This window comes from Nitrospirota bacterium, assembly GCA_016214845.1.
Lineage (GTDB): Bacteria > Nitrospirota > Thermodesulfovibrionia > UBA6902 > UBA6902 > SURF-23.
In genome coordinates this window covers 62,277-82,531 of sequence record JACRMS010000039.1, presented here as the reverse complement: position 1 = coordinate 82,531, position 20,255 = coordinate 62,277, and the positions used below count along the sequence as shown (strand labels likewise).

At 47.9% G+C, this 20,255-nt stretch carries 20 protein-coding genes; 18 read left to right on the top strand and 2 right to left on the bottom strand.

Annotated features, from left to right (window positions below):
* Nucleotides 1-307 precede the first annotated feature (307 nt).
* Genes HZB61_15755 through holA form a run of 3 tightly spaced genes read left to right on the top strand, consistent with a single transcriptional unit; the run spans nt 308 to nt 4,291 of the window.
* Nucleotides 308-2,773: a leucine--tRNA ligase gene (locus tag HZB61_15755; protein MBI5058065.1), complete on the top strand. Its 2,466-nt coding sequence runs from the start codon at nt 308-310 to the stop codon at nt 2,771-2,773.
* Nucleotides 2,774-2,814: 41 nt separating this feature from the next.
* The gene (locus HZB61_15750; protein ID MBI5058064.1) at nt 2,815-3,348 is read left to right on the top strand and encodes a hypothetical protein; all 534 of its coding nucleotides are present in this window, start codon (nt 2,815-2,817) and stop codon (nt 3,346-3,348) included.
* Nucleotides 3,338-4,291, top strand: a complete 954-nt coding sequence (holA, locus tag HZB61_15745) for a DNA polymerase III subunit delta (protein MBI5058063.1) — start codon at nt 3,338-3,340, stop codon at nt 4,289-4,291. The genes HZB61_15750 and holA overlap by 11 nt, the downstream gene beginning before the upstream one ends.
* Here holA and rpsT read toward each other — a convergent pair.
* Nucleotides 4,260-4,556, bottom strand: coding sequence for a 30S ribosomal protein S20 (gene rpsT, locus HZB61_15740; protein MBI5058062.1), 297 nt, complete (start codon nt 4,554-4,556; stop codon nt 4,260-4,262). The genes holA and rpsT overlap by 32 nt on opposite strands.
* Nucleotides 4,557-4,643: 87 nt before the next feature.
* Here rpsT and murJ point away from each other — a divergent pair, with 87 nt between their 5' ends.
* Nucleotides 4,644-6,230 carry a murein biosynthesis integral membrane protein MurJ gene (murJ, locus tag HZB61_15735; GenBank protein ID MBI5058061.1) on the top strand — a complete coding sequence of 529 codons (1,587 nt, stop codon included), beginning with the start codon at nt 4,644-4,646 and terminating at the stop codon, nt 6,228-6,230.
* Between the two features lie 12 nt (nt 6,231-6,242).
* The gene (locus tag HZB61_15730) at nt 6,243-6,866 is read left to right on the top strand and encodes an MBL fold metallo-hydrolase (GenBank protein MBI5058060.1); all 624 of its coding nucleotides are present in this window, start codon (nt 6,243-6,245) and stop codon (nt 6,864-6,866) included.
* A gap of 100 nt (nt 6,867-6,966) precedes the next feature.
* Here the strand turns inward: HZB61_15730 and HZB61_15725 are convergent, their stop codons facing one another.
* On the bottom strand, nt 6,967-7,326 hold the full coding sequence (locus tag HZB61_15725; protein MBI5058059.1) for a hypothetical protein: 360 nt from the start codon (nt 7,324-7,326) through the stop codon (nt 6,967-6,969).
* A gap of 235 nt (nt 7,327-7,561) precedes the next feature.
* On the opposite strand from HZB61_15725, the gene nifH reads away from it, so the two are divergent.
* The 13 genes from nifH (at nt 7,562) to HZB61_15660 (ending at nt 20,186) form a co-directional block, all read left to right on the top strand.
* Entirely contained in the window at nt 7,562-8,404 is an 843-nt protein-coding gene (gene nifH, locus HZB61_15720) for a nitrogenase iron protein (protein MBI5058058.1), read from the top strand.
* Between the two features lie 113 nt (nt 8,405-8,517).
* The gene (nifD, locus tag HZB61_15715) at nt 8,518-9,942 is read left to right on the top strand and encodes a nitrogenase molybdenum-iron protein alpha chain (protein MBI5058057.1); all 1,425 of its coding nucleotides are present in this window, start codon (nt 8,518-8,520) and stop codon (nt 9,940-9,942) included.
* 135 nt (nt 9,943-10,077) lie between these two features.
* Entirely contained in the window at nt 10,078-11,583 is a 1,506-nt protein-coding gene (gene nifK, locus HZB61_15710; protein ID MBI5058056.1) for a nitrogenase molybdenum-iron protein subunit beta, read from the top strand.
* A gap of 213 nt (nt 11,584-11,796) precedes the next feature.
* Complete coding sequence (gene nifE, locus HZB61_15705; GenBank protein ID MBI5058055.1) at nt 11,797-14,604, top strand: nitrogenase iron-molybdenum cofactor biosynthesis protein NifE; 2,808 nt, start codon at nt 11,797-11,799, stop codon at nt 14,602-14,604.
* A gap of 4 nt (nt 14,605-14,608) precedes the next feature.
* A complete protein-coding gene (locus HZB61_15700) occupies nt 14,609-15,742 on the top strand; it encodes a hypothetical protein (protein MBI5058054.1) in 1,134 nt (377 codons plus the stop codon).
* 25 nt (nt 15,743-15,767) lie between these two features.
* On the top strand, nt 15,768-16,172 hold the full coding sequence (gene nifX / locus HZB61_15695) for a nitrogen fixation protein NifX (GenBank protein ID MBI5058053.1): 405 nt from the start codon (nt 15,768-15,770) through the stop codon (nt 16,170-16,172).
* A gap of 164 nt (nt 16,173-16,336) precedes the next feature.
* Nucleotides 16,337-16,654, top strand: coding sequence for a P-II family nitrogen regulator (locus tag HZB61_15690; GenBank protein MBI5058052.1), 318 nt, complete (start codon nt 16,337-16,339; stop codon nt 16,652-16,654).
* A gap of 55 nt (nt 16,655-16,709) precedes the next feature.
* Complete coding sequence (locus HZB61_15685) at nt 16,710-17,126, top strand: P-II family nitrogen regulator (GenBank protein ID MBI5058051.1); 417 nt, start codon at nt 16,710-16,712, stop codon at nt 17,124-17,126.
* 110 nt (nt 17,127-17,236) lie between these two features.
* Nucleotides 17,237-17,512 (top strand): ferredoxin III, nif-specific, encoded by a 276-nt coding sequence (gene fdxB / locus HZB61_15680; GenBank protein MBI5058050.1) that lies wholly within the window; start codon nt 17,237-17,239, stop codon nt 17,510-17,512.
* Nucleotides 17,513-17,521: 9 nt separating this feature from the next.
* A complete protein-coding gene (locus HZB61_15675) occupies nt 17,522-17,974 on the top strand; it encodes a GNAT family N-acetyltransferase (protein MBI5058049.1) in 453 nt (150 codons plus the stop codon).
* A gap of 237 nt (nt 17,975-18,211) precedes the next feature.
* Nucleotides 18,212-19,108 carry a nitrogenase cofactor biosynthesis protein NifB gene (nifB, locus tag HZB61_15670; GenBank protein ID MBI5058048.1) on the top strand — a complete coding sequence of 299 codons (897 nt, stop codon included), beginning with the start codon at nt 18,212-18,214 and terminating at the stop codon, nt 19,106-19,108.
* A gap of 28 nt (nt 19,109-19,136) precedes the next feature.
* Entirely contained in the window at nt 19,137-19,862 is a 726-nt protein-coding gene (locus tag HZB61_15665) for a HesA/MoeB/ThiF family protein (protein ID MBI5058047.1), read from the top strand.
* 132 nt (nt 19,863-19,994) lie between these two features.
* Nucleotides 19,995-20,186: a hypothetical protein gene (locus tag HZB61_15660; protein MBI5058046.1), complete on the top strand. Its 192-nt coding sequence runs from the start codon at nt 19,995-19,997 to the stop codon at nt 20,184-20,186.
* Nucleotides 20,187-20,255 lie beyond the last annotated feature (69 nt).

Below are 20,255 nucleotides of genomic sequence, written 5' to 3'. Positions count from 1 at the left end.
GCGACGGATCTGCGAAATACACCTGCCCGGTACTGAGCAAAAAAAGTGCTAAACAATTTAGTTGAAAATTTTATTTCGATGAATCAAAGGGATAGGAGTATTTCGCTTTTTCCACTGAAAGCCATAAAGAGCAACAAATCTTGACGCAAAGCCGCGCGTGGAAGATAACACTTTAAAAACAACAAACTTTTTAGAATGCAATAATTGTTGCATATGCAAGAATTCTTTCAGACATTGTGTCCTGCCGCTGGCAGTTTGATTATGGTACAATACAAAACTTATTTTAAAGCATGAGCGGAGGCGTTTCTTGGAAGAAAGATATGACCCTAAAAACATAGAAAGCAGGCGGCAGGAACACTGGGTGAAAGAGGACCTGTTTGCTGTCAGGGAAGATGATGATCTCCCGAAGTTCTACTGCCTTGAGATGTTTCCGTACCCCTCCGGCAGGATCCACATGGGGCACGTGAGAAATTACGCCATCGGGGACGTCATCACCAGGTACAAGAGGATGCGCGGATTCAACGTGCTTCACCCGATGGGCTGGGATTCATTCGGCCTGCCCGCAGAGAACGCCGCAATAAAACACGGGGTGCATCCCGCGAAATGGACCTTTGAAAATATTGACTACATGAGGGCGCAGTTAAAGAAGATAGGCCTGAGCTATGACTGGCAGAGGGAAGTCACAACCTGCAAGCCTGAGTATTACAGATGGAACCAGTGGTTCTTCCTCAAAATGCTTGAACGGGGGCTCGCCTATAAAAAAACTTCCGCTGTCAACTGGTGTCCTTCGTGCGAGACAGTCCTTGCAAATGAGCAGGTCATAGATGAAAAGTGCTGGCGCTGCGACAGCGTTGTGATACAGAAGGAGCTTGAGCAGTGGTTTTTTAAGATCACAAGTTATGCCGAGGAGCTCCTGAAAGACGCGGACACTCTCACGGGCTGGCCTGAGAAGGTCGTAACCATGCAGCGCAACTGGATCGGGCGAAGCGAGGGAGTTGAGGTTGATTTTAAGATCGCGGGCATGGACAGGAAGATCAGGATCTTCACCACGAGACAGGATACGCTTTATGGCGCGACGTTCATGAGCATTGCAAAGAAGCATCCGCTGGTAACCGAGCTGGTAAAAGATGAAGAGACGTTGAAGGCGATAGCCTCTCTCTCAGACGACCCTGAGAAAAAGGAGGGCGTCTTCACAGGTCATTACGCGGAGAATCCGCTGACCGGGGATAAGATACCGATCTGGGCTGCCAATTTCGTTCTTATGGAATACGGCACAGGCGCAGTCATGGCAGTGCCAGCGCATGACCAGCGGGATTTTGATTTTGCGACGAAATATGATTTACCAATAAAAGAGGTAATAATACCTCAGAAGACAGAGGACAGAAGACAGAAGACAGACAAGGCCTTTGAAGACGATGGCGTTCTTATCAACTCCGCACAATTCTCCGGACTGTCAAGCAAAGAAGCGAGAGAGAAGATTGCCGATCATATCGAACAAAAGGGCTTCGGTAAGAAGGTTGTCAATTACAAGCTGAGGGACTGGGGCATTTCCCGTCAGAGGTATTGGGGGACACCGATCCCGATAATCTATTGCGACACTTGCGGCGCTGTGCCGGTGCCTGAAAGCGAATTGCCGGTGGTGCTTCCACAGGATGTTGTGTTTAAAGGCAAGGGCGCGTCTCCGCTGTCTGAGTCGAAGGATTTTATAAACACAAAATGTTCCCGGTGCGGAAAAGACGCGCGGAGAGAGACGGACACGATGGACACCTTCGTGGATTCATCGTGGTATTTTATCGCGTACTGTCTTGGAGGGAATGAGAAGATCGATTTAAATTCAGCCCTCGGCAATCAGCAATCAGCCCTCTCTTACTGGATGCCGGTTGATCAGTACATCGGAGGGATTGAACACGCGGTCCTTCATCTGCTTTATTCACGCTTTTTCACAAAGGTCATAAGGGATATCGGCCTCATAAAAGTCGATGAACCCTTTACCAGCCTCCTGACGCAGGGGATGGTAATCAAGGACGGCGCAAAGATGTCCAAGTCAAAGGGCAATGTCGTAGACCCGGATTTTCTGATCAACAAATACGGCGCTGACACCGTGAGGGTCTTCTGCATGTTCGCGGCCCCGCCTGAGAGGGACCTCGAATGGTCGGACCAGGGAGTGGATGGGGCGTCCAGGTTTTTGAACAGGATATGGGGGATTGTTTATAAAAATAGTGCAGAAGTGCAAAAGAGCAAAAGTGCAAAAGGAGAAAACGTTCTCCCTGTTTTGAACTCCGGGGCTTCCGCACTTTTACGAAAAACACATCAGACCATCAAGAGGGTCACAAACAGCATTGAACGCGATTATCATTTTAATACTGCTATCGCGGCGCTGATGGAGCTTATTAATGAGATCACTGCATTTAGTCCGCTGAGCAAAGAGGACCATGGTGTTTTGAAGTTCAGTATTGAGCAGATGCTACTGCTCCTGTCTCCTTTTGCCCCGCATATTACAGAAGAGCTCTGGGAGCAGGCCGGCGGCAAGAAGAGCATCCAGAAAGAACCCTGGCCTGTGTGGGACGAGGAGATCGTAAAGGAAGAAGAGGTCGAGCTTGTGATACAGGTAAACGGAAAGGTGAGGGGCAAGATCCTGATACCTGCGGGGCTTGATGATGACGCTGTTAAGGAAAAGGCCTTCTCAGCTCCGAAGGTCCAGGAATATATTAAGGGTAAGACGTTGAAAAAAGTTGTGGTCGTCAAAGGCAAGCTTGTCAATATAGTGGTTTAAAATAAGTAAGAAGTTAGAAGTAGGAAATGGGAAGTTAGATAATGAGAAAAATAAAAATAAATGAGAGAGGTCTTTTATCTATTGCTTTTTACTTCTTACTTCTCACTTCTTACTTCTTACTTTCATCTTGCGGCTACCACATGGTCGGTTCCAAGCTTCTGCCGTTTAACTCCATAACGATAAATCCCGTTCAGAATAAAACCTATGAGCCGAGGCTGGAGGAAAGGCTTCACAACGCCCTTTCAAAGGAGTTTATAAATGAAGGCATTGAGGTCAAAGGTGCGGGGGGTGATGCCATGCTTGAGGCGACTGTGACGACCTTCGAGCTTGGCGCTATCGCGGCAGTCGATGATAAGATCAAGGAACAGGTAATAACAATGCGGGTCAACATCAAGCTCAACGACAGGGGAAAGATCACCGAATTTAAGACAATGGAGTCGCCGATAAAGATCACCTTCCAGACAACCGGGACAGTCAGTGACAGTGTCGCGGAAAAGGAAAGGTCCACGGACAAGGCTTGCAGCGAGATCGCAAAAGAGATAGTAGGCAGGATCGTCATGACGTATGCTAAATAAGGCGCTCCAAAAAGAAGTTGAAAACGGACTTCCCGGCCCTCTATATTTTATCTGGAGCGAGGAAGGCTGCTTTCTTGAGGAGGCCCTTTCAAAGATCATCGAGGTTGTTATTGCCTCCGCCCCTGTGGACTTTAATTACAGCGCCTTCTATCCTTCCGCAGCGCCTCCCGAAATTTTAAATGCAGCATTGACCCTTCCATTCATGGCCTCAAGGAGGCTGGTGGTCATAAAAGACTTTCACCTGTTTCCTGCCGCCGCTGTAAAAGCTTTAACGCCGTATCTGAAAGGGCCTGCTGATACAACCTGCATGGTGGTCTTTTCACAAAAAGCCCCTGCCGCGTCTTTGGATGTCGGCTGGAAGGTTTATTCCCTGAATATCCAGGAAAGGGACATGCCCGCATGGCTGAAGCACGCTGCATCGCAGAAAGGACTGAAGCTGTCTGACGAAGCGGTTGATTATTTGATAGAGTATGTGGGATTTGACGCTGGCCTTTTATTGATGGAGATCGAAAAGCTGACATCTCTTGGGAACAAGACCATCAGCGGCAAGGACATCATTGACTCAACCAGCATGATGAGGGAATATACGACCTTCGATCTGGTCGATTCATTGATAGCAAGGCAGGGCACAAAGGCCTTCAGGATTTTAAAGACCTTCTTCTCAGGCCGGAGCGGCGAACTTCCCGTTATCCTGGGGACGTTGAACTGGCACTACAAACAGTTTTACTCCCTGTGGTTAAACAAGGGCAGGAGGCCCGCAAAGATGAGGGAAGGCACTTACCGGACGCTTTCAAAATATCTTCCCCAGTTTAAGGAAGAAGATTTTTTAGGCATTTTCCAAGACCTGCATGAAGCTGATCTGGGAATTAAATCATCAGGAAGACCGGAGCTTGTGCTTGAGGTCCTGCTTGTCAGGCTGCTGCAGAAGGGGAAAGGGAATTGACGAGCCTTGTGAGCTGGGAGACTTTCCGGGCAGCGGTATTTTCATGGATGATCCTTTTTCTGGCCGCGTTGTCAATGGCGGAGATCGCTTTCTTTAATATGGCCTTCGCGCCATCAGCGTTTTTATTGTCGACCTCTTCCCTGACATTTTTGGAAAGTGTCCTGAGCAGGTTCTTCACTGATTTGTTTTTCAGCGTCTTTACTTCTGTCTGCCGGGCCCTTTTGAGCACGGACTTGCTTCTTTTAGGTGCTGCTTTTGCTGGCAATTGATTGCCCTCCTTGTTTATAGTAATTGAGTCGAAAAATAGTTGAGTTACTAAGATATTAGAAAATTAGCATGAAAGTCAAGGCTGATGGATGAAAAGAAAAACATAACCAGGGCGGCCGGACTGATGTCGGCGGCGACTTTTATAAGCCGGATACTCGGGTTTATAAGGGACATGATCTTTGCGTTGTTCTTCGGCGCAACAGGGCTTTCAGACACCTTTTTTGCGGCATTCAGGATCCCGAACCTGCTGAGGGAATTTTTTGCCGAAGGTTCGATGTCAGCCGCTTTCATTCCCGTATTGACTGAATACCGGCAGAAGCATGGCGAGGAAGAGGCGAACCGGCTCATAAGAATAGCCTTCACCTTTATCATCATTGTTGTCGGGATCATTTGCCTCGCAGGCATTATCATCGCTCCGGCCATCGTTACAGTCATTGCCCCGGGGTTCCTTAGTTCGCCGGAAAAATTTTCATTGACAGTGCTGTTGACAAGGATCATGTTCCCGTTCCTTTTGTTCATAAGCCTCGCCGCGCTGGTGATGGGCGCACTAAACACCAAGAAGATTTTTTTTGTCCCCGCGCTTGCCCCCGCGATGCTGAATATCACCCTTATCTTCAGCATTGTATTTTTTGAATCAAGGGCCAGTCAGCCCATAATGGCCGCGGCAATAGGAATAATGGCAGGAGGCTTTGTTCAGTTTGCATTTCAGCTCCCCGCATTTTTCAAAAACAAATACACGCTCGGTTTTGATACAACCTTCAGTCACCCCGGACTTAAAAGAATCTTCGTCCTGCTTATACCCGCCACTTTTGCCTTGTCGGTGAATCAGGTCAATATTGTCGTGAGCAATATACTCGCTTCGTATCTTCCCGCCGGGAGCATTACATATCTGTTTTACTCGATGAGGCTGATACAGTTTCCCGTAGGCATATTCGGCGTAGCAATGGGGATGGCCATTCTTCCGACTCTTTCAGCGCACGCGGCAAAAGGTGAGTTTGAAAACCTCAGGAGTGATTTTTCGTTTGCGTTGAGGCTGCTGTTCTTCATAACAATACCTGCAATGGCGGGGCTGATATTTTTAAGAGGGCCGATAGTGAATATTCTTTTTCAGAGAGGGATGTTTGACTATGCCGCTACAACCGGCACTGCGCAGGCGCTGCTTTTTTATTCTCTTGGGATATGGGCGATAGTCGGCATGAGGATCGTTGCGGCCGGCTTTTATTCCATGCAGAATACAAAAACCCCTGTGAAGATCGCGGCCATTGCCATGCTTACAAACGTGGTGCTGAGCCTTCTGCTCCTTAAGCCGATGAAACACAACGGGCTCGCCCTTGCCAATGCCATTGCCTCGTCAGTGAATTTCATCATTCTCTTTATAATGCTGAGGAAGAAACTCGGCAGGATCGACGGTAAAAAGATAGCAGCGTCATTTGTTAAAGTTGTGACCGCCTCCGCCGTGACAGGGCTCATGAGCTGGTCCATTGTCAGGGGAGACATGTGGATGCAGGGCGGAAGGACAATTCAAAAAGCAGGCATCCTGACGGGAGTAATCGTGCTCTTTGTTTTAGTGTACCTTGCGATCATGCATTTTTTGGGGAGCGATGAGATGAAATATCTCGTGAAGATGTATAAGGAACGGAAGGCGAAAAAAGTAAAAGCCGGTATTGAATAAAGGAGGAAATTAATGGTTATCAAAAAGCTCGTTATCGGGCCGCTTCAGGAGAATTGTTATATAGTAGCAGACGAAATATCGGACCAGGCGATTGTCATTGACCCGGGAGATGAGCCGGACAGGGTCATTGAGCTGATAAAAGACAGCGGCCTGCAGGTCAACTCGGTAATATTGACTCACGCGCACTTCGACCACATCGGCGCTGCAGGAGATATTAAAAAGGCTACGGGCGCAAAAATTTTAGTGCACAACGACGATATGGAGTTGTATAAGGGCGTCAGGGACCAGGCGTCCTTCTGGGGCTATGAGGTTGAAGACCTGCCGGAGCCGGACGGGTTTCTTAATGAAGGCGATGAAGTGCGGGTCGGGGACATACTTTTCCAGGTCCTGCATACCCCTGGGCACAGTCCCGGGGGAATTTGTCTGTACGGGGAGGGCGTGGTGTTTACAGGCGACACAATTTTCCAGGGCTCCGTGGGGAGGACTGACTTCTACGGCGGGGACATGACACAGCTTAAGGGATCGTTCAAAAGGATAATCAGTCTTCCCGATAACACCGTTATCCTTTCAGGTCATGGCCCTGAGACGACGGTTGGAAGAGAAAAAGAAGAGAATTTTTTTGTAGAGGAATTGTAAGAAACCTATATCACCGGAGATGAAATCGTAATGCGTGATGCGTAAAGCGTAGTGGGTGAAACATGAAGCTATCAGTAATAACATATTCTGAGTATCTCTACTAATCCCCACGCGTATTAAAGACTTTCCGCCAGATATACCACAGTAAAACAATCAACAACAATAACGGCGGGACCCATAAAAGAAGGGCGCTGCCTTTATGAGTTTGCCATCTCTGTATTATTGACGGCAATGCTAAAACAACTGACAGGACAAACCAGATAGCGGTCACAAGTATGTGCTGCCAGAGACCGGGGCTTTTTGTTTCCTGTTTGCCGCAGCCGGCTATACGGCAGCTATCCTGAATATCCGACTTTGAGTTGTCTCTCGCATATTCGCGCGACTTGCCGAGCGCGCGCAATGAAGTTGTCACTGCCGTCAGTGCGCTTATCACAGATGCGATCAAGAAGATATTTTCCATAATAGAGACAGAAAAAAATTAACTCCTGAAAGTTTATCAGAAGGCAGCCAAAAATTAAATCTCTCCGGTTCTGTGGTTGGGGATGGTGCGAAAAACAGAACATAATTGTAACAGGTACAACAATAATGAAATGGAACTACAAATCTGTCTCATGTTAAATCAGGAAGTTATGTCCTGGCATGATTTTGGCAATACTCCACCAAACAATAAAACAAACCTTGAAAGGAGATATTGTATGAGACAGATAGCAATTTATGGAAAAGGCGGTATCGGCAAATCAACAACAACGCAGAACCTGGTTGCGGCGCTTGCCGAGGCCGGCCGCAAGTGCATGATCATAGGCTGTGACCCAAAGGCGGACTCTACGCGGCTTATTCTTAACCGCAAGGCCCAGAACACGGTCATGGATATGGCGCGTGAAAAAGGAACCGTTGAGGACCTTGATCTTGAGGAGGTCCTGTTGCACGGGTTCAAAGGCATCAAGTGCGCCGAGTCGGGCGGGCCTGAGCCGGGCGTGGGTTGTGCAGGCCGCGGGGTTATCACGGCCATCAACTTTCTCGAAGAGAACGGCGCATACGGTGAGGACACGGAATTTGTTTTCTACGACGTGCTCGGAGACGTCGTCTGCGGCGGATTCGCCATGCCGATCCGGGAAGGCAAGGCCAAGGAGATATACATCGTGACCTCCGGCGAGATGATGGCGATGTATGCTGCAAACAATATCTCACGGGGTGTTCTTAAGTACGCACAGAGCGGCGGCGTGCGGCTTGGCGGCCTGATCTGCAACAGCAGAAAGACGGACAAGGAGTTCGAACTCATATCGGAGCTGGCCGCAAAGCTCGGCACGCAGATGATCCACTTTGTGCCGAGAGACAACGAGGTCCAGCGGGCCGAACTCAGGAGAAAGACCGTGATTGATTATGCCCCGAATCATCCGCAGGCCGACGAGTACCGCGAGCTTGCCAGGAAGATCGCAGACAATAAGAACTTCGTAATCCCCACGCCTATCACCATGGATGAACTGGAACGGCTCCTGATGGATTACGGAATTATGGAGAGCGAAGAGGCGGCAGTTTAAGAGAGTGCAAAAGAGCAATAGAGCAAAAGTGCAGAAGTAGAAACATAAGACAATTTCTTTGACTTTTGCGCTCCTGACTTTTGTACTTCTGCTCTAACATAAAGGAGGAATAAATGAGCACAGCGATTAAAGAGACTCAGAAGATGATAGAGGAAGTTCTGGATGCGTATCCTGAGAAGGCGAAGAAGGACAGGGCCAAACATTTAGCAGCCAATGACCCGACGGGGCAGTGCAGCACCTGCCAGGTTAAGTCCAATATAAAATCCCGTCCCGGTGTAATGACGGTCAGGGGATGCGCGTACGCAGGAGCAAAGGGTGTTGTCTGGGGGCCGGTCAAGGACCAGATCACTATCAGTCACGGCCCTGTAGGCTGCGGCCAGTATAGCTGGTGGTCGCGCCGAAATTATTACAACGGCCAGACGGGTATCGATACATTTGGAACAATGCACATTACAACAGACTTTCAGGAGAAGGATATTGTTTACGGCGGCGACAAAAATTTAGATGCGGCGCTCCACGAATTAAAGGGACTGTTCCCGCTTGCAAAAAGCATGGGCATACTCTCGGAATGCCCGGTCGGTCTTATAGGAGACGACATTGAGGCGGTATCCAAAAAGGCTGAAAAGGAATTCAGCATGCCTATCGTGCCGGTGAGATGCGAGGGATTCAGGGGCGTGAGCCAGTCGCTTGGACATCACATCGCCAACGATACCATAAGGGACCACATACTGGGCAAAGGGCAGCTTGATAAATCCACTCCTTATGATGTCGCGCTCATCGGAGATTACAACATCGGCGGAGACGCATGGGCCTCAAGAAAGATGCTTGAGGAACTCGGTCTCAGGGTCATTGCACAATGGACCGGTGACGCCTCGATAAATGAGATGGGAATTGCTCACAAGGCAAAGGTGAATCTCGTGCACTGCTACCGCTCAATGAACTACATTTGCAGGCACATGGAAGAGCAGTACGGCATCCCGTGGACGGAGTTTAACTTCTTCGGCCCGACAAAAATATACCAGAGCCTCAGAAAGATCGCCTCGTACTTTGATGACAGTATCAAAGAGAAGGCTGAGAAGATGATTGAAAAATACAAGCCGGCGATGGACGCGGTCATCGAAGAGTTTAAACCGGGACTTGAAGGCAAGAGGGTGATGCTTTATGTCGGCGGACTGAGGCCGCGACACACCATCGGCGCATATGAAGACCTCGGCATGGAGGTCGTTGCTTCAGGATATGAATTCGGCCACAGCGACGATTATAAAAGGACCTATCCTGAGATGAAGGAAGGCGCTGTGATCATGGACGACGCCACGCTTTACGAGCTTGAAGAGTTCACCAGAAGGCTCAGCCCTGATATGGTCGGCTCAGGGATAAAAGAGAAATACTCCTATCACAAGCTTGGCGTGCCTTTCAGACAGATGCACTCGTGGGATTATTCAGGCCCGTATCACGGCTTTGACGGTTTTCCTGTTTTTGCAAGAGACATGGACATGACGGTAAACAGCCCGACGTGGGGGTTGATAAGAAGAAAGTAGCTGGTAGCAAGTAGTTAAGGGCAAGAAACAAGAACAAGTAGTTAGTAAGTAGCAAGTAATTACGGGAAAAATTATGAGTGCTGTCCCTAACTACCAGCTACTAACTACCAACTACTAATTACTACGGAGGAACACATGAAGATAAAAGATCACAATGAGTTGTTTCAGGAGCAGGAATATCTCGATCAGTTTGAGCGGAAGAAAGAATTTGAGAATTGTCCGTCTGCTGAGGAAGTGCAGCGCATAGCGGAATGGACAAAGACAGAGGAGTACAGGGAACTTAATTTCAAAAGGCAGAATATAAAGATCAACCCTGCTAAGGCCTGTCAGCCTCTGGGCGCGGTATTCTGCGCCTCTGGTTTTGAAGGGACGCTGCCCTTTGTGCAGGGAGCGCAGGGATGTGTCGCTTATTTCAGGAGCCATCTGAGCAGGCATTTTAAAGAGCCGATGACGGCGGTTTCCACATCCATGACTGAAGACGCCGCGGTGTTCGGCGGACTGAACAACATGCTTGAAGGACTTGAGAATGCCCACACTCTTTATCATCCGAAGATGCTTGCGGTTTGCACTACATGTATGGCAGAGGTGATCGGCGATGACCTCAACGCCTACATAAGGACTGCCCGGGAAAAAGGAGTCATCCCCCAGGACCTGCCGGTCCCTTTTGCGCACACGCCGAGTTTTGTCGGCTCAAATATTACCGGGTATGACAACATGATGAAGGGCATACTCACCGCTGTTACAGCAGGCAGGAAAGGCGAGCCGAACGGAAAGATAAATATTGTCCCTGGCTTTGATACTTACACGGGAAACTACAGGGAACTGAAAAGGCTTCTCGACATAATGGAAGTAAAGCACACGATACTTGCAGACGTGAGCGATATTTACGATTCTCCCAATTCCGGGAAATATAAATTGTATCCGGGCGGCACGCCGCTTGAGGATGCGGCGGATTCGATCAATGCCCTGGCAACCATTGCGCTCCAGAAATATTCGACTTCAAAGACCATGGACTACATCGCTAAAGAGTGGGGTCAGAGCGCAGTAACTCTTCCACCAATAGGCATTAAGAATACGGACAGATTTTTTGAAGAGATAAGCAAAATTACAGGCAAACCGGTCCCGCAGGAAATTGAGAACGAAAGGGGACGCGCAGTGGATGCAATGATAGACTCGCATCCCTACGTTCACGGGAAGAGGTTCGCCCTTGTCGGTGACCCGGACCTTCTGCTTGGCTTGATAAGTTTCCTGATGGAGATGGGCGGGATACCTGTTCATATCGTCTGCACAAACGGTGATAAAAAATTTCTGGAAGATGCCGAAGCCATCCTGAGTGAAAGCCCGTTTGGCCGGGAAGGCAAAGTTTATACCGGCAAAGATATGTGGCATCTGCGGTCATTGATGTTCACTGACCCGGTAGATTTCCTCATAGGGAATTCCTACGCGAAGTTGTTATGGAGAGATACAGGCACACCACTCATCAGGATCGGTTTTCCGCTTTTTGACAGGCACCACCTCCACAGATATCCGATCATCGGCTATCAGGGAGCGCTTAATCTGGTAAGTCTGATCGTCAATACAGTGCTTGATGAAATGGACAGGAAGACGATGAACACAACGAGCTTTGATGTGATCAGGTGAGAGGAGAATTTATCGATCCACAGATTACGCAGATTTATTTATTGAGTTTTGGAAAATGGTTGCCCGCTGTCATTCCCGCTTGTCGGGAATCTAACGGCGGGGAATAAGAAAGATTCCGGACGAGCCGGAATGACACTTGCAGCGTACTTATAAATCTATTTTCAATCTGTGTCATCTGCGAAATCTGCGGATGAACAACATTAGAGGTTTTTTATGTTAACCAATATAGACAAATTAACACAGGACGGATGTGAACGGGAAAAGAAGGACAAGGTCTGCCGCTCGCGCGGGGGCGAGTCCTGCGCCTTTGACGGCGCGATGATCGTGCTCCAGCCTATTGCCGATGCGGCGCACATTGTTCACGGGCCGATTGCGTGCTGCGGAAACTCCTGGGAAGGACGGGGAACGTTGTCGAAGGGAGGGGTGTATCGCACGCCCCTACATCAAATGGGCTTTACAACGGATATGACGGAGATGGACATCATTTACGGCTCTGAGGAAAAGCTGTATAAGGCAATTAGTGACGTTGCTGAAAAGATAAGACCGAAGGCGATATTTGTGTATACAACCTGTGTGAGCGGACTGACCGGAGAGGATATTGAATCCGTCTGCAAAAAAGCTGAAGCAGAGCTTGGCATCCGCGTCATTCCGGTCAATGCGCCCGGCTTTGTAGGGCCGAAGAATCTCGGGAATAGAATAGCGGGAGAGGTATTGCTTGATCATGTGATAGGGACGAGCGAATTGCCCAAAGAAAGTAACACACCCCTGAACCCTCTTAATAGAGGGGAATTTATCAACCTCATCGGAGAATACAATATTGCCGGAGACCTGTGGCTCGTTGAGCCGGTCTTGAAGGCGGCAGGGATAAGTATCCTGTCGAGGATCACAGGTGATTCAACTTTTGAGGAAATAACTTACGCACACCATGCAAAGCTGAATGTAGTTGTTTGCAGCCGTGCACTTATCAATGTCGCAAAAGAAATGGAAAGGCTATACGGCATTCCTTATATTGAAGTTTCGTTTTTCGGCAAGTCGGAAATGTCGAAGGCGTTGAGGCGAATTGCCCAAAAAGTGCAGAAGTCAGAAGTCGGAAGTCAAAAGTCGGAAGCAGCCGCAGGCTTCAGCCTGCGTGAGAAGGTAGAATCAATTATCACGAGAGAAGAAAAACAACTTGATGAAAAGCTTAAGTCATATTCTCATCTCAAAGGGAAAAAAGCGGTGCTCTACACCGGCGGGGTGAAGAGCTGGTCCTTCATATCCGCGCTGCTTGATCTGGGGATTGAGATAGTTGCCGTTGGAACAAAAAAGAGCACGTTTGAAGATGAGGAGAAGATGAAAGAGATACTTGGCGAGGATGCGCCGCTGATTGAAGATGTAACGCCAAAGAATCTGCTGAAGCTGATGAAGGAGAGAAAAGCTGACATCCTTGTGGCAGGAGGGAGGAATCAGTATCTTGCGATAAAGGAAGGTTTCCCGTTTGTGGATGTGAACCAGGAAAGGCATACAGCGTACGCGGGTTATGAAGGGCTGGTTAATTTAGCGGAGCAGATAAGCAACAGCATGAAATTCTATAAAGGGATTGGGGATTGGGGATTGGGGATTGGTAAAGACAAAAACAGGGCGTCGTTTGTCTCTACTGACCCCCGACCCCTAACCCCTAATACCTGTCTCATCAATCCGTTGAAGCATTCCCAATCCATAGGGGCTGCGATTGCGTTTCAGGGGATCAATAATGCAATTCCGGTCATTCATGGGGCGCAGGGCTGCACGTTCCTGGGGAAAGTTCTTTTGACAAAACATTTCAGGGAACCGATTGCGCTGCAAAGCACAAAGCTGTTTACTGAAGACGTGGTGATGGGCAGTGATGAAAATCTTGTTAAGACCATCGAGGGAATTATAGAGAAAAACAACCCGGATGTTATCGGCGTGCTGACATCAGGGTTGTCGGAGGTAAAGGGAGATGACATTCAGTTAGTAGTTAGTAGTCAGAAGTTAGGGGTTAAGGAAGAAGTTAACGAATTCAGAATAAAGAATAAAGGATGCGTTATTGCTCATGTCTCTACGCCGGACTATGAGGGTGGATTGGAAACAGGTTATGAAAAAGCTGTTGAGACAATCATCAAGCAAATACTCTGCGGTCAAAATAAGTCTACTGACTCCTGTCTACTGACTTCTGACTACTGTTTTATCAACGTCCTTGCGGGTCCGCATCTTACACCTGCTGATTTTACGGAGTTGAGGGACATCATTGAGGCATTCGGGTTGAAACCGATTATTCTGCCCGACCTCTCTGCGCTTGACGGCAGCAGGCAGGGATTTTCTGCTCTCGCTTCTGGAGGGACTGACGTTGAAGATATAAAGAGAATGTCGAGCTCCGCATTTACACTTGCAATAGGAGCAAGCATGGAGTTACCGGCAAAGCTATTAAATGCAAAGTTCGGCATTGAATATTCGGTAATTGAAAGTTTGTCGGGGTTGAATGATACGGACATCTTTATGCAGACGCTTTCATTTTTGAGCGGCAATCCGGTCCCTGCTAAATATGAAAGGCAGAAGAGAATACTGGTTGACGGGATGAGGGATGCACATTTTTATTTCGGAAGCAAAAAGATTTGTCTCGCCCTTGAGCCTGATATGGCGATCCAGACTTCAAGATGGATCAGTGAGATGGGCGCGGAGGTAACCCTTGCGGTCATTCCGCAGAATGCAGAGAGCGCAGGGGAAATTCTTGCGAAAGAAGTGCTTGTCTCTGACCTGTTCTCGATTGATGGTGAGTTTGATCTGCTCATTTCAAACTCTCATGCGGAAGACACGGCAAAAAAGTTCGGAGTCCCATTGTATCAGACGGGATTCCCTGTTTATAAGATCATAGGGAACAGTTCAAAGATCACCATCGGATACAGAGGAACTCTTGCGATGATAAATGAAATTGCAAATATGCTTTTACTTGAAAAACATGTATCTGTTGCAAAATCCCCCTTCACCCCCCTTTTACAAAGGGGGACAAGAAAAGGAGAGTAACGAGATGAAAAATATAAAAGAGACTTTGAAACAATTGATGTGGGACACGTCAGGGGCATTCGGCGACATAGGTGTTCTGCTCCCGATAGCCATTGTGTTAATCGGCAAGAACGGGTTTAACCCGACCGCGCTGTTTTTTGCCGCAGGATTGTTCTATATCCTGTCTGCTTACTACTTCAGGATCACCATGCCAGTTCAACCGCTGAAGGCGATGTCTGCCATAGCGATTACCGCCGGGCTTGGCCCCGATGTTATAAATACAGCGGGTGTGATCATCGGGTTTATTTTTCTTTCGCTGACAGTTACCGGGCGGAGTGTGAAGATCGGGAAATTCTTTCCCGTTTCAGTGATAAGGGGGATCCAGCTCGGCCTGGGGGTCATGCTGGTGAAGGCCTCAATTACTCTTCTAACTGCAGATCCCGTCACAGCGGCAGTCTCCGGCGCTGTCCTCGCTGGAGGCATTTACTTTATAAAAATCGTACCGCCTCTAATCCTGCTTATGTTGTTCGGGCTTGTCATATCCATGAGCAGGATACATGGCTTATCAATCGGTCCGGTTGCTTTGACTCCTGTGTTGCCGGGGATTGATAACCTTTGGGTCGCATTCACAGCGCTGGTCGTGCCGCAGATAGCGTTGTCAATCGGCAACGCCATTGTGGCTGCCGAGGCAACAGGAAAAATGCTTTACGGTAAAAAAGCCGACAGGCTTACTCTTAAAAGTATCCCGGTGAGCATGGGTATGGCAAACATACTGTCTGGCATTATAGGCGGTGTTCCGATGTGTCACGGCTCCGGCGGCATGACCGCGCACGCCAAATTCGGCGCGACGAGGGCAATGTCAGGATACATTATCGGCGGCTTACTGATAACCCTTGCGCTTGTGCTTGGCAAATCGGGACTGGCCGTTATATCCGCATTCCCCGGCGGGATATTAGGTGTTTTGCTTTGCTTTGTCGGGATACAACATGCGATGTTTATACGGGACATAATAAATGATAAAGCGGACGTTTTTATTGCGGCCTCTATTGCCGTGATCAGTTTAATTACCAATAACCTGACTATCGGTTTTCTTGCAGGTATCGGAATTCACTATACCGCCGGGCTTTTTAAAGAGTGCTCGGACTATCCGGTATGTTGAAAATATTTTAAAAGGAGGCGGCATCATGAAGGTGGCATTTGCAACAACAGACGGCGTTAATGTTGATGAACATTTCGGCAGGGCCGGGATGTTTGTAATTTACGAGTTAATTAGGGACGGCTATAAATTTCTGGAGACAAGGAAGTTCGCTGACGGCAGGGACACTGAAATAGAAGGAACAAAAGAAATGGGACAGGTTCATGACGACAGTGTGCAGGCAAAAGTAGACAAGCTTGCGGATTGCAAGATTATCTACCTTACGGAAATCGGCGGGCCTTCAGCAGCGAGACTTGTAAAAAAAGGGATAATGCCAATAAAGATAAAAGAGACAGCGTCTATAGAGGAATCAATGAACGTACTTCTTGAGACAATAAAGAAATCTCCGCCGCCATGGCTGAGAAAGGCGATTAACAACAATTTGGATAAATGAAATCTAATAAACCACAGAGACACGGAGGCACCGAGAAAAGACATAGAGTTGAAAAAATGAGAGGATGAGAAAAGGCCATGCGATTTTTTATCTCAACTTCTTATCTTCTATTTATTCTCTGTGCCTCAGTGCCTCTGTGGTTTTCTAAAAAAGGAGGAACACACATGAAAATGATCAGGGCTTTTATACGGCCGGAAAAAGAGCAGGAGGTAGTTTTGGCGTTGGAAGGGGCCGGGTTTCCGTCTCTCACAAAGATGCCGGTATTCGGAAGAGGAAAGCAAAAGGGACTTCAGGTAGGCCCTGTGCATTATGATGAGCTTCCAAAGACACTCATCATGACGGTTGTTGATACTGAGGACGTTGAAAAGGTTGTCGGCATAATTCATGACAAGGCAAAGACAGGTTTTATCGGTGACGGGAAAATATTTGTCAGTCCTGTTGAGGCTGCATATACAGTCAGAACAGGGGAGGCGGTTTTATGAAACAGAACAAAGATAACAGAGCACAGAACACAGACAGAAAAATTGGAGACAACCCATGAAAGAAATTACTGCGATCATAAGGAGAGACAAGCTGCCTGAAACCAAGAGGGCGCTTGATGAACTGGGATATTCTTCACTGACGATCCAGAGTGTGGACGGAAGAGGGAAACAGAAGGGCGCGATGTGCGCGGAGATGGATTCTGAAATGCCTGAGAGCTTTTGCACGACAGTCAAATTAAAACCGACTCCGTCCACTTACGCGCTTGAGCATACCTTGCCTAAGGCCGCCCTTTATGTGCCGAAGAGGATGCTCACTCTGATCGTCCCAGATGATGTTGTGAGCAAGCTTGTGAAATCAATTGTCAAGGTCAACCAGTCAGGAAAGCGCGGAGACGGAAAGATATTTGTTTCCCCGATAGAGGGAGCAACAAGAGTAAGGACAGGCGAGATGGATGGAGAAGCGATTTCGTAAAAAAGGGATTAGGGGTTGGGGATTGGGGATTAGTAAAAACAACTTGCTGCCTTTTTTGTCTTTATCCAAACCCTAACCCCTGATCCCCAATCCCTCAAAAAGGAGGAATTATGTCAATTATCGGATACACGCGCGGCGGACAGACATGGACGCCGAGATTTATTGAATCAATTGATGTGAACAAGTGCATCGGCTGCGGACGCTGTTACAAAGTTTGCAGCAGGGAGGTGCTTGAGCTGATTGAAAAACCCTTTGAAGGTGAAGACGAGTACGGAGATGACATGGGCAACAAGGTAATGTCCATCGCAAAGCCTGAGAACTGCATCGGCTGCGAGGCCTGTTCAAAGATCTGCACAAAGAGATGTCAGGTTCATGTGGAGGTGTGATTTAATCACATGAATTTTACAATGCGACATGCGAGGCCGGACGATGTAACTGAGATGTGCGACCTTCTTTCGGAATTATTTTCCATTGAGCAGGATTTCAAACCTGATATGGAAAAGCAGTCGGCAGGGCTGGGGCTTTTACTCGATAACACATTAGGCCCATCAGTCGTGTTTGTGGCTGAGAAGGACAATGAAATAATCGGCATGTGCTCTGTGCAGACAGTGATCTCCACTTCTGAGGGAGGCGCAGCCGGGCTGCTTGAGGATTTAATCGTGCGGCAGGACGTAAGAGGCAAAGGTATCGGATCGAAGCTCCTTTCGGAAGTCATCAAGTGGTGCAAGACGCAAGGCATTCAAAGGATTCAATTGCTTAGAGATATTGATAATGCAAAGGCCTTGGATTTCTATTGCAGCAAGGGATGGGATAATACCAAACTTGTATGCATGAGAAAGTTACTGTAATTATTACGCTCTGCGGTCTCTGCCACAGTTTTAAATTTCCGTCATTCCGCCTTGCCCGGAATCTTTCCGCACAAGCTGCCCCGCTAAAATGTTACTACAAGATTGAATTATCAGAAACATAATTGTAATAGCTTCACGCCTTATTAATTTTCTCAAACAAACATAATCAACGAGTTAACAGATTGGCATGTCTATTGCTCAATAATTGAAAAGACTTTACTGAAAGTGAGGTGTGCAATGAAAACAATTCTTAAGCACAGCGGCAAAAGCCATATCATAAGTACGCATCCCTGTTTCTCCCAGGAGGCGCACAACAGGTTCGGCAGGATACATCTGCCGGTTGCGCCTGCCTGTAACATTCAGTGCAAATACTGCTTAAGAAAGTATGACTGCGCAAATGAATCAAGGCCGGGCATCACGAGCAGGGTTTTAACTCCACATGAAGCATTGGATAGAGTCAGGTCATTAGTTGAAAGGAATGAACGCCTGACTGTTATAGGCATAGCCGGGCCGGGAGACCCTCTGACAAATGACGCGACATTTGAGACATTCAGTGCGGTCCACAGGGAATATCCCGAACTGACACTCTGTGTCTCAACAAACGGGCTTCTGCTTTCCGACAGGCTTGATGATCTCATCGAGGCAGGAGTGAGTAGTCTGACCGTCACCATAAACGCAGTGACCACCGCGACGGCTGAAAAGATATATTCATGGGTGTCGTACAAAGGCAAGCTTTATAAGGGGAGAGAAGCCGCCGAATGTTTATTGAACAATCAGTGGGAGGGGCTCGGAGCGGCTGTTGAGGCGGGGCTTATTGTGAAGGTCAACACGGTTTTCATTCCGGGAGTTAATGACGAAGAGGTCCCCTTTGCCGCATGGTTTGCCGCGCACAGGAAAGCGGACCTGATGAATATCATGCCGCTGATACCGAAGGCTGAATTTGAACATTTACACAGGCCGTCGCATGAAGCAATAAACATGATGCGTAACCGATGCAAAAAGTCTATTCCCCAGATGACCCATTGCAGGCAATGCAGGGCGGACGCCTGCGGCGAACTTGGAGAGGACAAGGACATGGAGCTTGAGGTGCTGAATTCGAGGATCGGAGAAGAATATTGTGAAACTGTTAACTGAAAAAAACAGTCAGCTTTCTGAAACAGAAATGGAGCGTTACCGCAGGCAATTGATGCTTCAGGGATTCACCGATGAGCATCAGCGGAAGCTGAAAGAGTCAACCGCGCTGATCGCGGGCATTGGCGGACTCGGAGGGACTGCGGCAATTTATCTTGCCGTTGCCGGAATAGGGAAAATGGTATTTGCTCACTACGGAAATCTGACCCTGTCGAATATGAACAGGCAGATACTGATGAAACATGACTGGATAGGCAGGAGCAGGGTCGTGCAGGCCAAAAAGACAATTGAAGAGATAAATCCCGATGTGGAGGTTGAGGTATTCGATGAAAGGATATCGGCAGACAACATAGGGGATTTTCTGGATGGGGTACAGATCGCACTTTCCGCCCGTCCCAACTTTAAAGAACGAAGGCTGCTGAATGCAGCCTGTATCAGTAGAAATATCCCTATGGTTGAAGCTGCCATGAACAGCATGGAGGGCTACCTTTTCAATGTCATCCCTCATGTAACCCCCTGCCTTAATTGTCTGTATCCCGAAGACAATCCTGAATGGGAGGAGATGGGTTTTCCTGTGCTTGGCGCAGTATCGGGGATTTTCGGCTGCATGATGAGCATCGAAGCGGTAAAGCTGTTGACAGGATACGGGGAGCCTCTGCTTTCTAAGATGCTGGTATTTAATGCCATGAATATGGATTTTAGAAAACTGAATATACGCAGAGAACAAAATTGCAAAGTTTGCGCCGGTAAAAATTAAAGCCTACAAAATTGTTCCTACAATATTGTCCCAAAGTAACATAATTGTAGTATCATCTCACTTTGGAACTCAAAAGATTCAAGAGGTTTCGCCCTGGCATAATTCTGGCAATATGCAAGATCAAAGGACGCGATGATGAATTCATTGAAAGAACAGATCAGGGAAATTGAAAAGGAAGAAATAATCAGGGCGTTGAAAGAATGCGACTGGGTAATGGCAAAGGCCGCAAGACAGCTCGGCATCACAGAGAGGATGATAGGGTACAAGATAAAAAAATACGGTATAAGGAGGGAGGGAACAGAGTTACGAGTTAAGAGTCAGTGACGCAGGGGCGTATTTCAATGCGCCCATTAAAAAAAAATCGCGGGCGTTGGTCTGCGGAATAAAGATCTG

Coding starts and splice junctions, on each gene's coding strand:
- HZB61_15750 (MBI5058064.1), top strand. CDS start 2,815: ATGAGAAAAATAAAAATAAATGAGAGAGGTCTTTTATCTATTGCTTTT.
- holA (MBI5058063.1), top strand. CDS start 3,338: ATGCTAAATAAGGCGCTCCAAAAAGAAGTTGAAAACGGACTTCCCGGC.
- murJ (MBI5058061.1), top strand. CDS start 4,644: ATGGATGAAAAGAAAAACATAACCAGGGCGGCCGGACTGATGTCGGCG.
- HZB61_15730 (MBI5058060.1), top strand. CDS start 6,243: ATGGTTATCAAAAAGCTCGTTATCGGGCCGCTTCAGGAGAATTGTTAT.
- HZB61_15725 (MBI5058059.1), bottom strand. CDS start 7,326: ATGGAAAATATCTTCTTGATCGCATCTGTGATAAGCGCACTGACGGCA.
- nifH (MBI5058058.1), top strand. CDS start 7,562: ATGAGACAGATAGCAATTTATGGAAAAGGCGGTATCGGCAAATCAACA.
- nifD (MBI5058057.1), top strand. CDS start 8,518: ATGAGCACAGCGATTAAAGAGACTCAGAAGATGATAGAGGAAGTTCTG.
- nifK (MBI5058056.1), top strand. CDS start 10,078: ATGAAGATAAAAGATCACAATGAGTTGTTTCAGGAGCAGGAATATCTC.
- nifE (MBI5058055.1), top strand. CDS start 11,797: ATGTTAACCAATATAGACAAATTAACACAGGACGGATGTGAACGGGAA.
- HZB61_15700 (MBI5058054.1), top strand. CDS start 14,609: ATGAAAAATATAAAAGAGACTTTGAAACAATTGATGTGGGACACGTCA.
- nifX (MBI5058053.1), top strand. CDS start 15,768: ATGAAGGTGGCATTTGCAACAACAGACGGCGTTAATGTTGATGAACAT.
- HZB61_15690 (MBI5058052.1), top strand. CDS start 16,337: ATGAAAATGATCAGGGCTTTTATACGGCCGGAAAAAGAGCAGGAGGTA.
- HZB61_15685 (MBI5058051.1), top strand. CDS start 16,710: ATGAAAGAAATTACTGCGATCATAAGGAGAGACAAGCTGCCTGAAACC.
- fdxB (MBI5058050.1), top strand. CDS start 17,237: ATGTCAATTATCGGATACACGCGCGGCGGACAGACATGGACGCCGAGA.
- HZB61_15675 (MBI5058049.1), top strand. CDS start 17,522: ATGAATTTTACAATGCGACATGCGAGGCCGGACGATGTAACTGAGATG.
- nifB (MBI5058048.1), top strand. CDS start 18,212: ATGAAAACAATTCTTAAGCACAGCGGCAAAAGCCATATCATAAGTACG.
- HZB61_15665 (MBI5058047.1), top strand. CDS start 19,137: ATGGAGCGTTACCGCAGGCAATTGATGCTTCAGGGATTCACCGATGAG.
- HZB61_15660 (MBI5058046.1), top strand. CDS start 19,995: ATGATGAATTCATTGAAAGAACAGATCAGGGAAATTGAAAAGGAAGAA.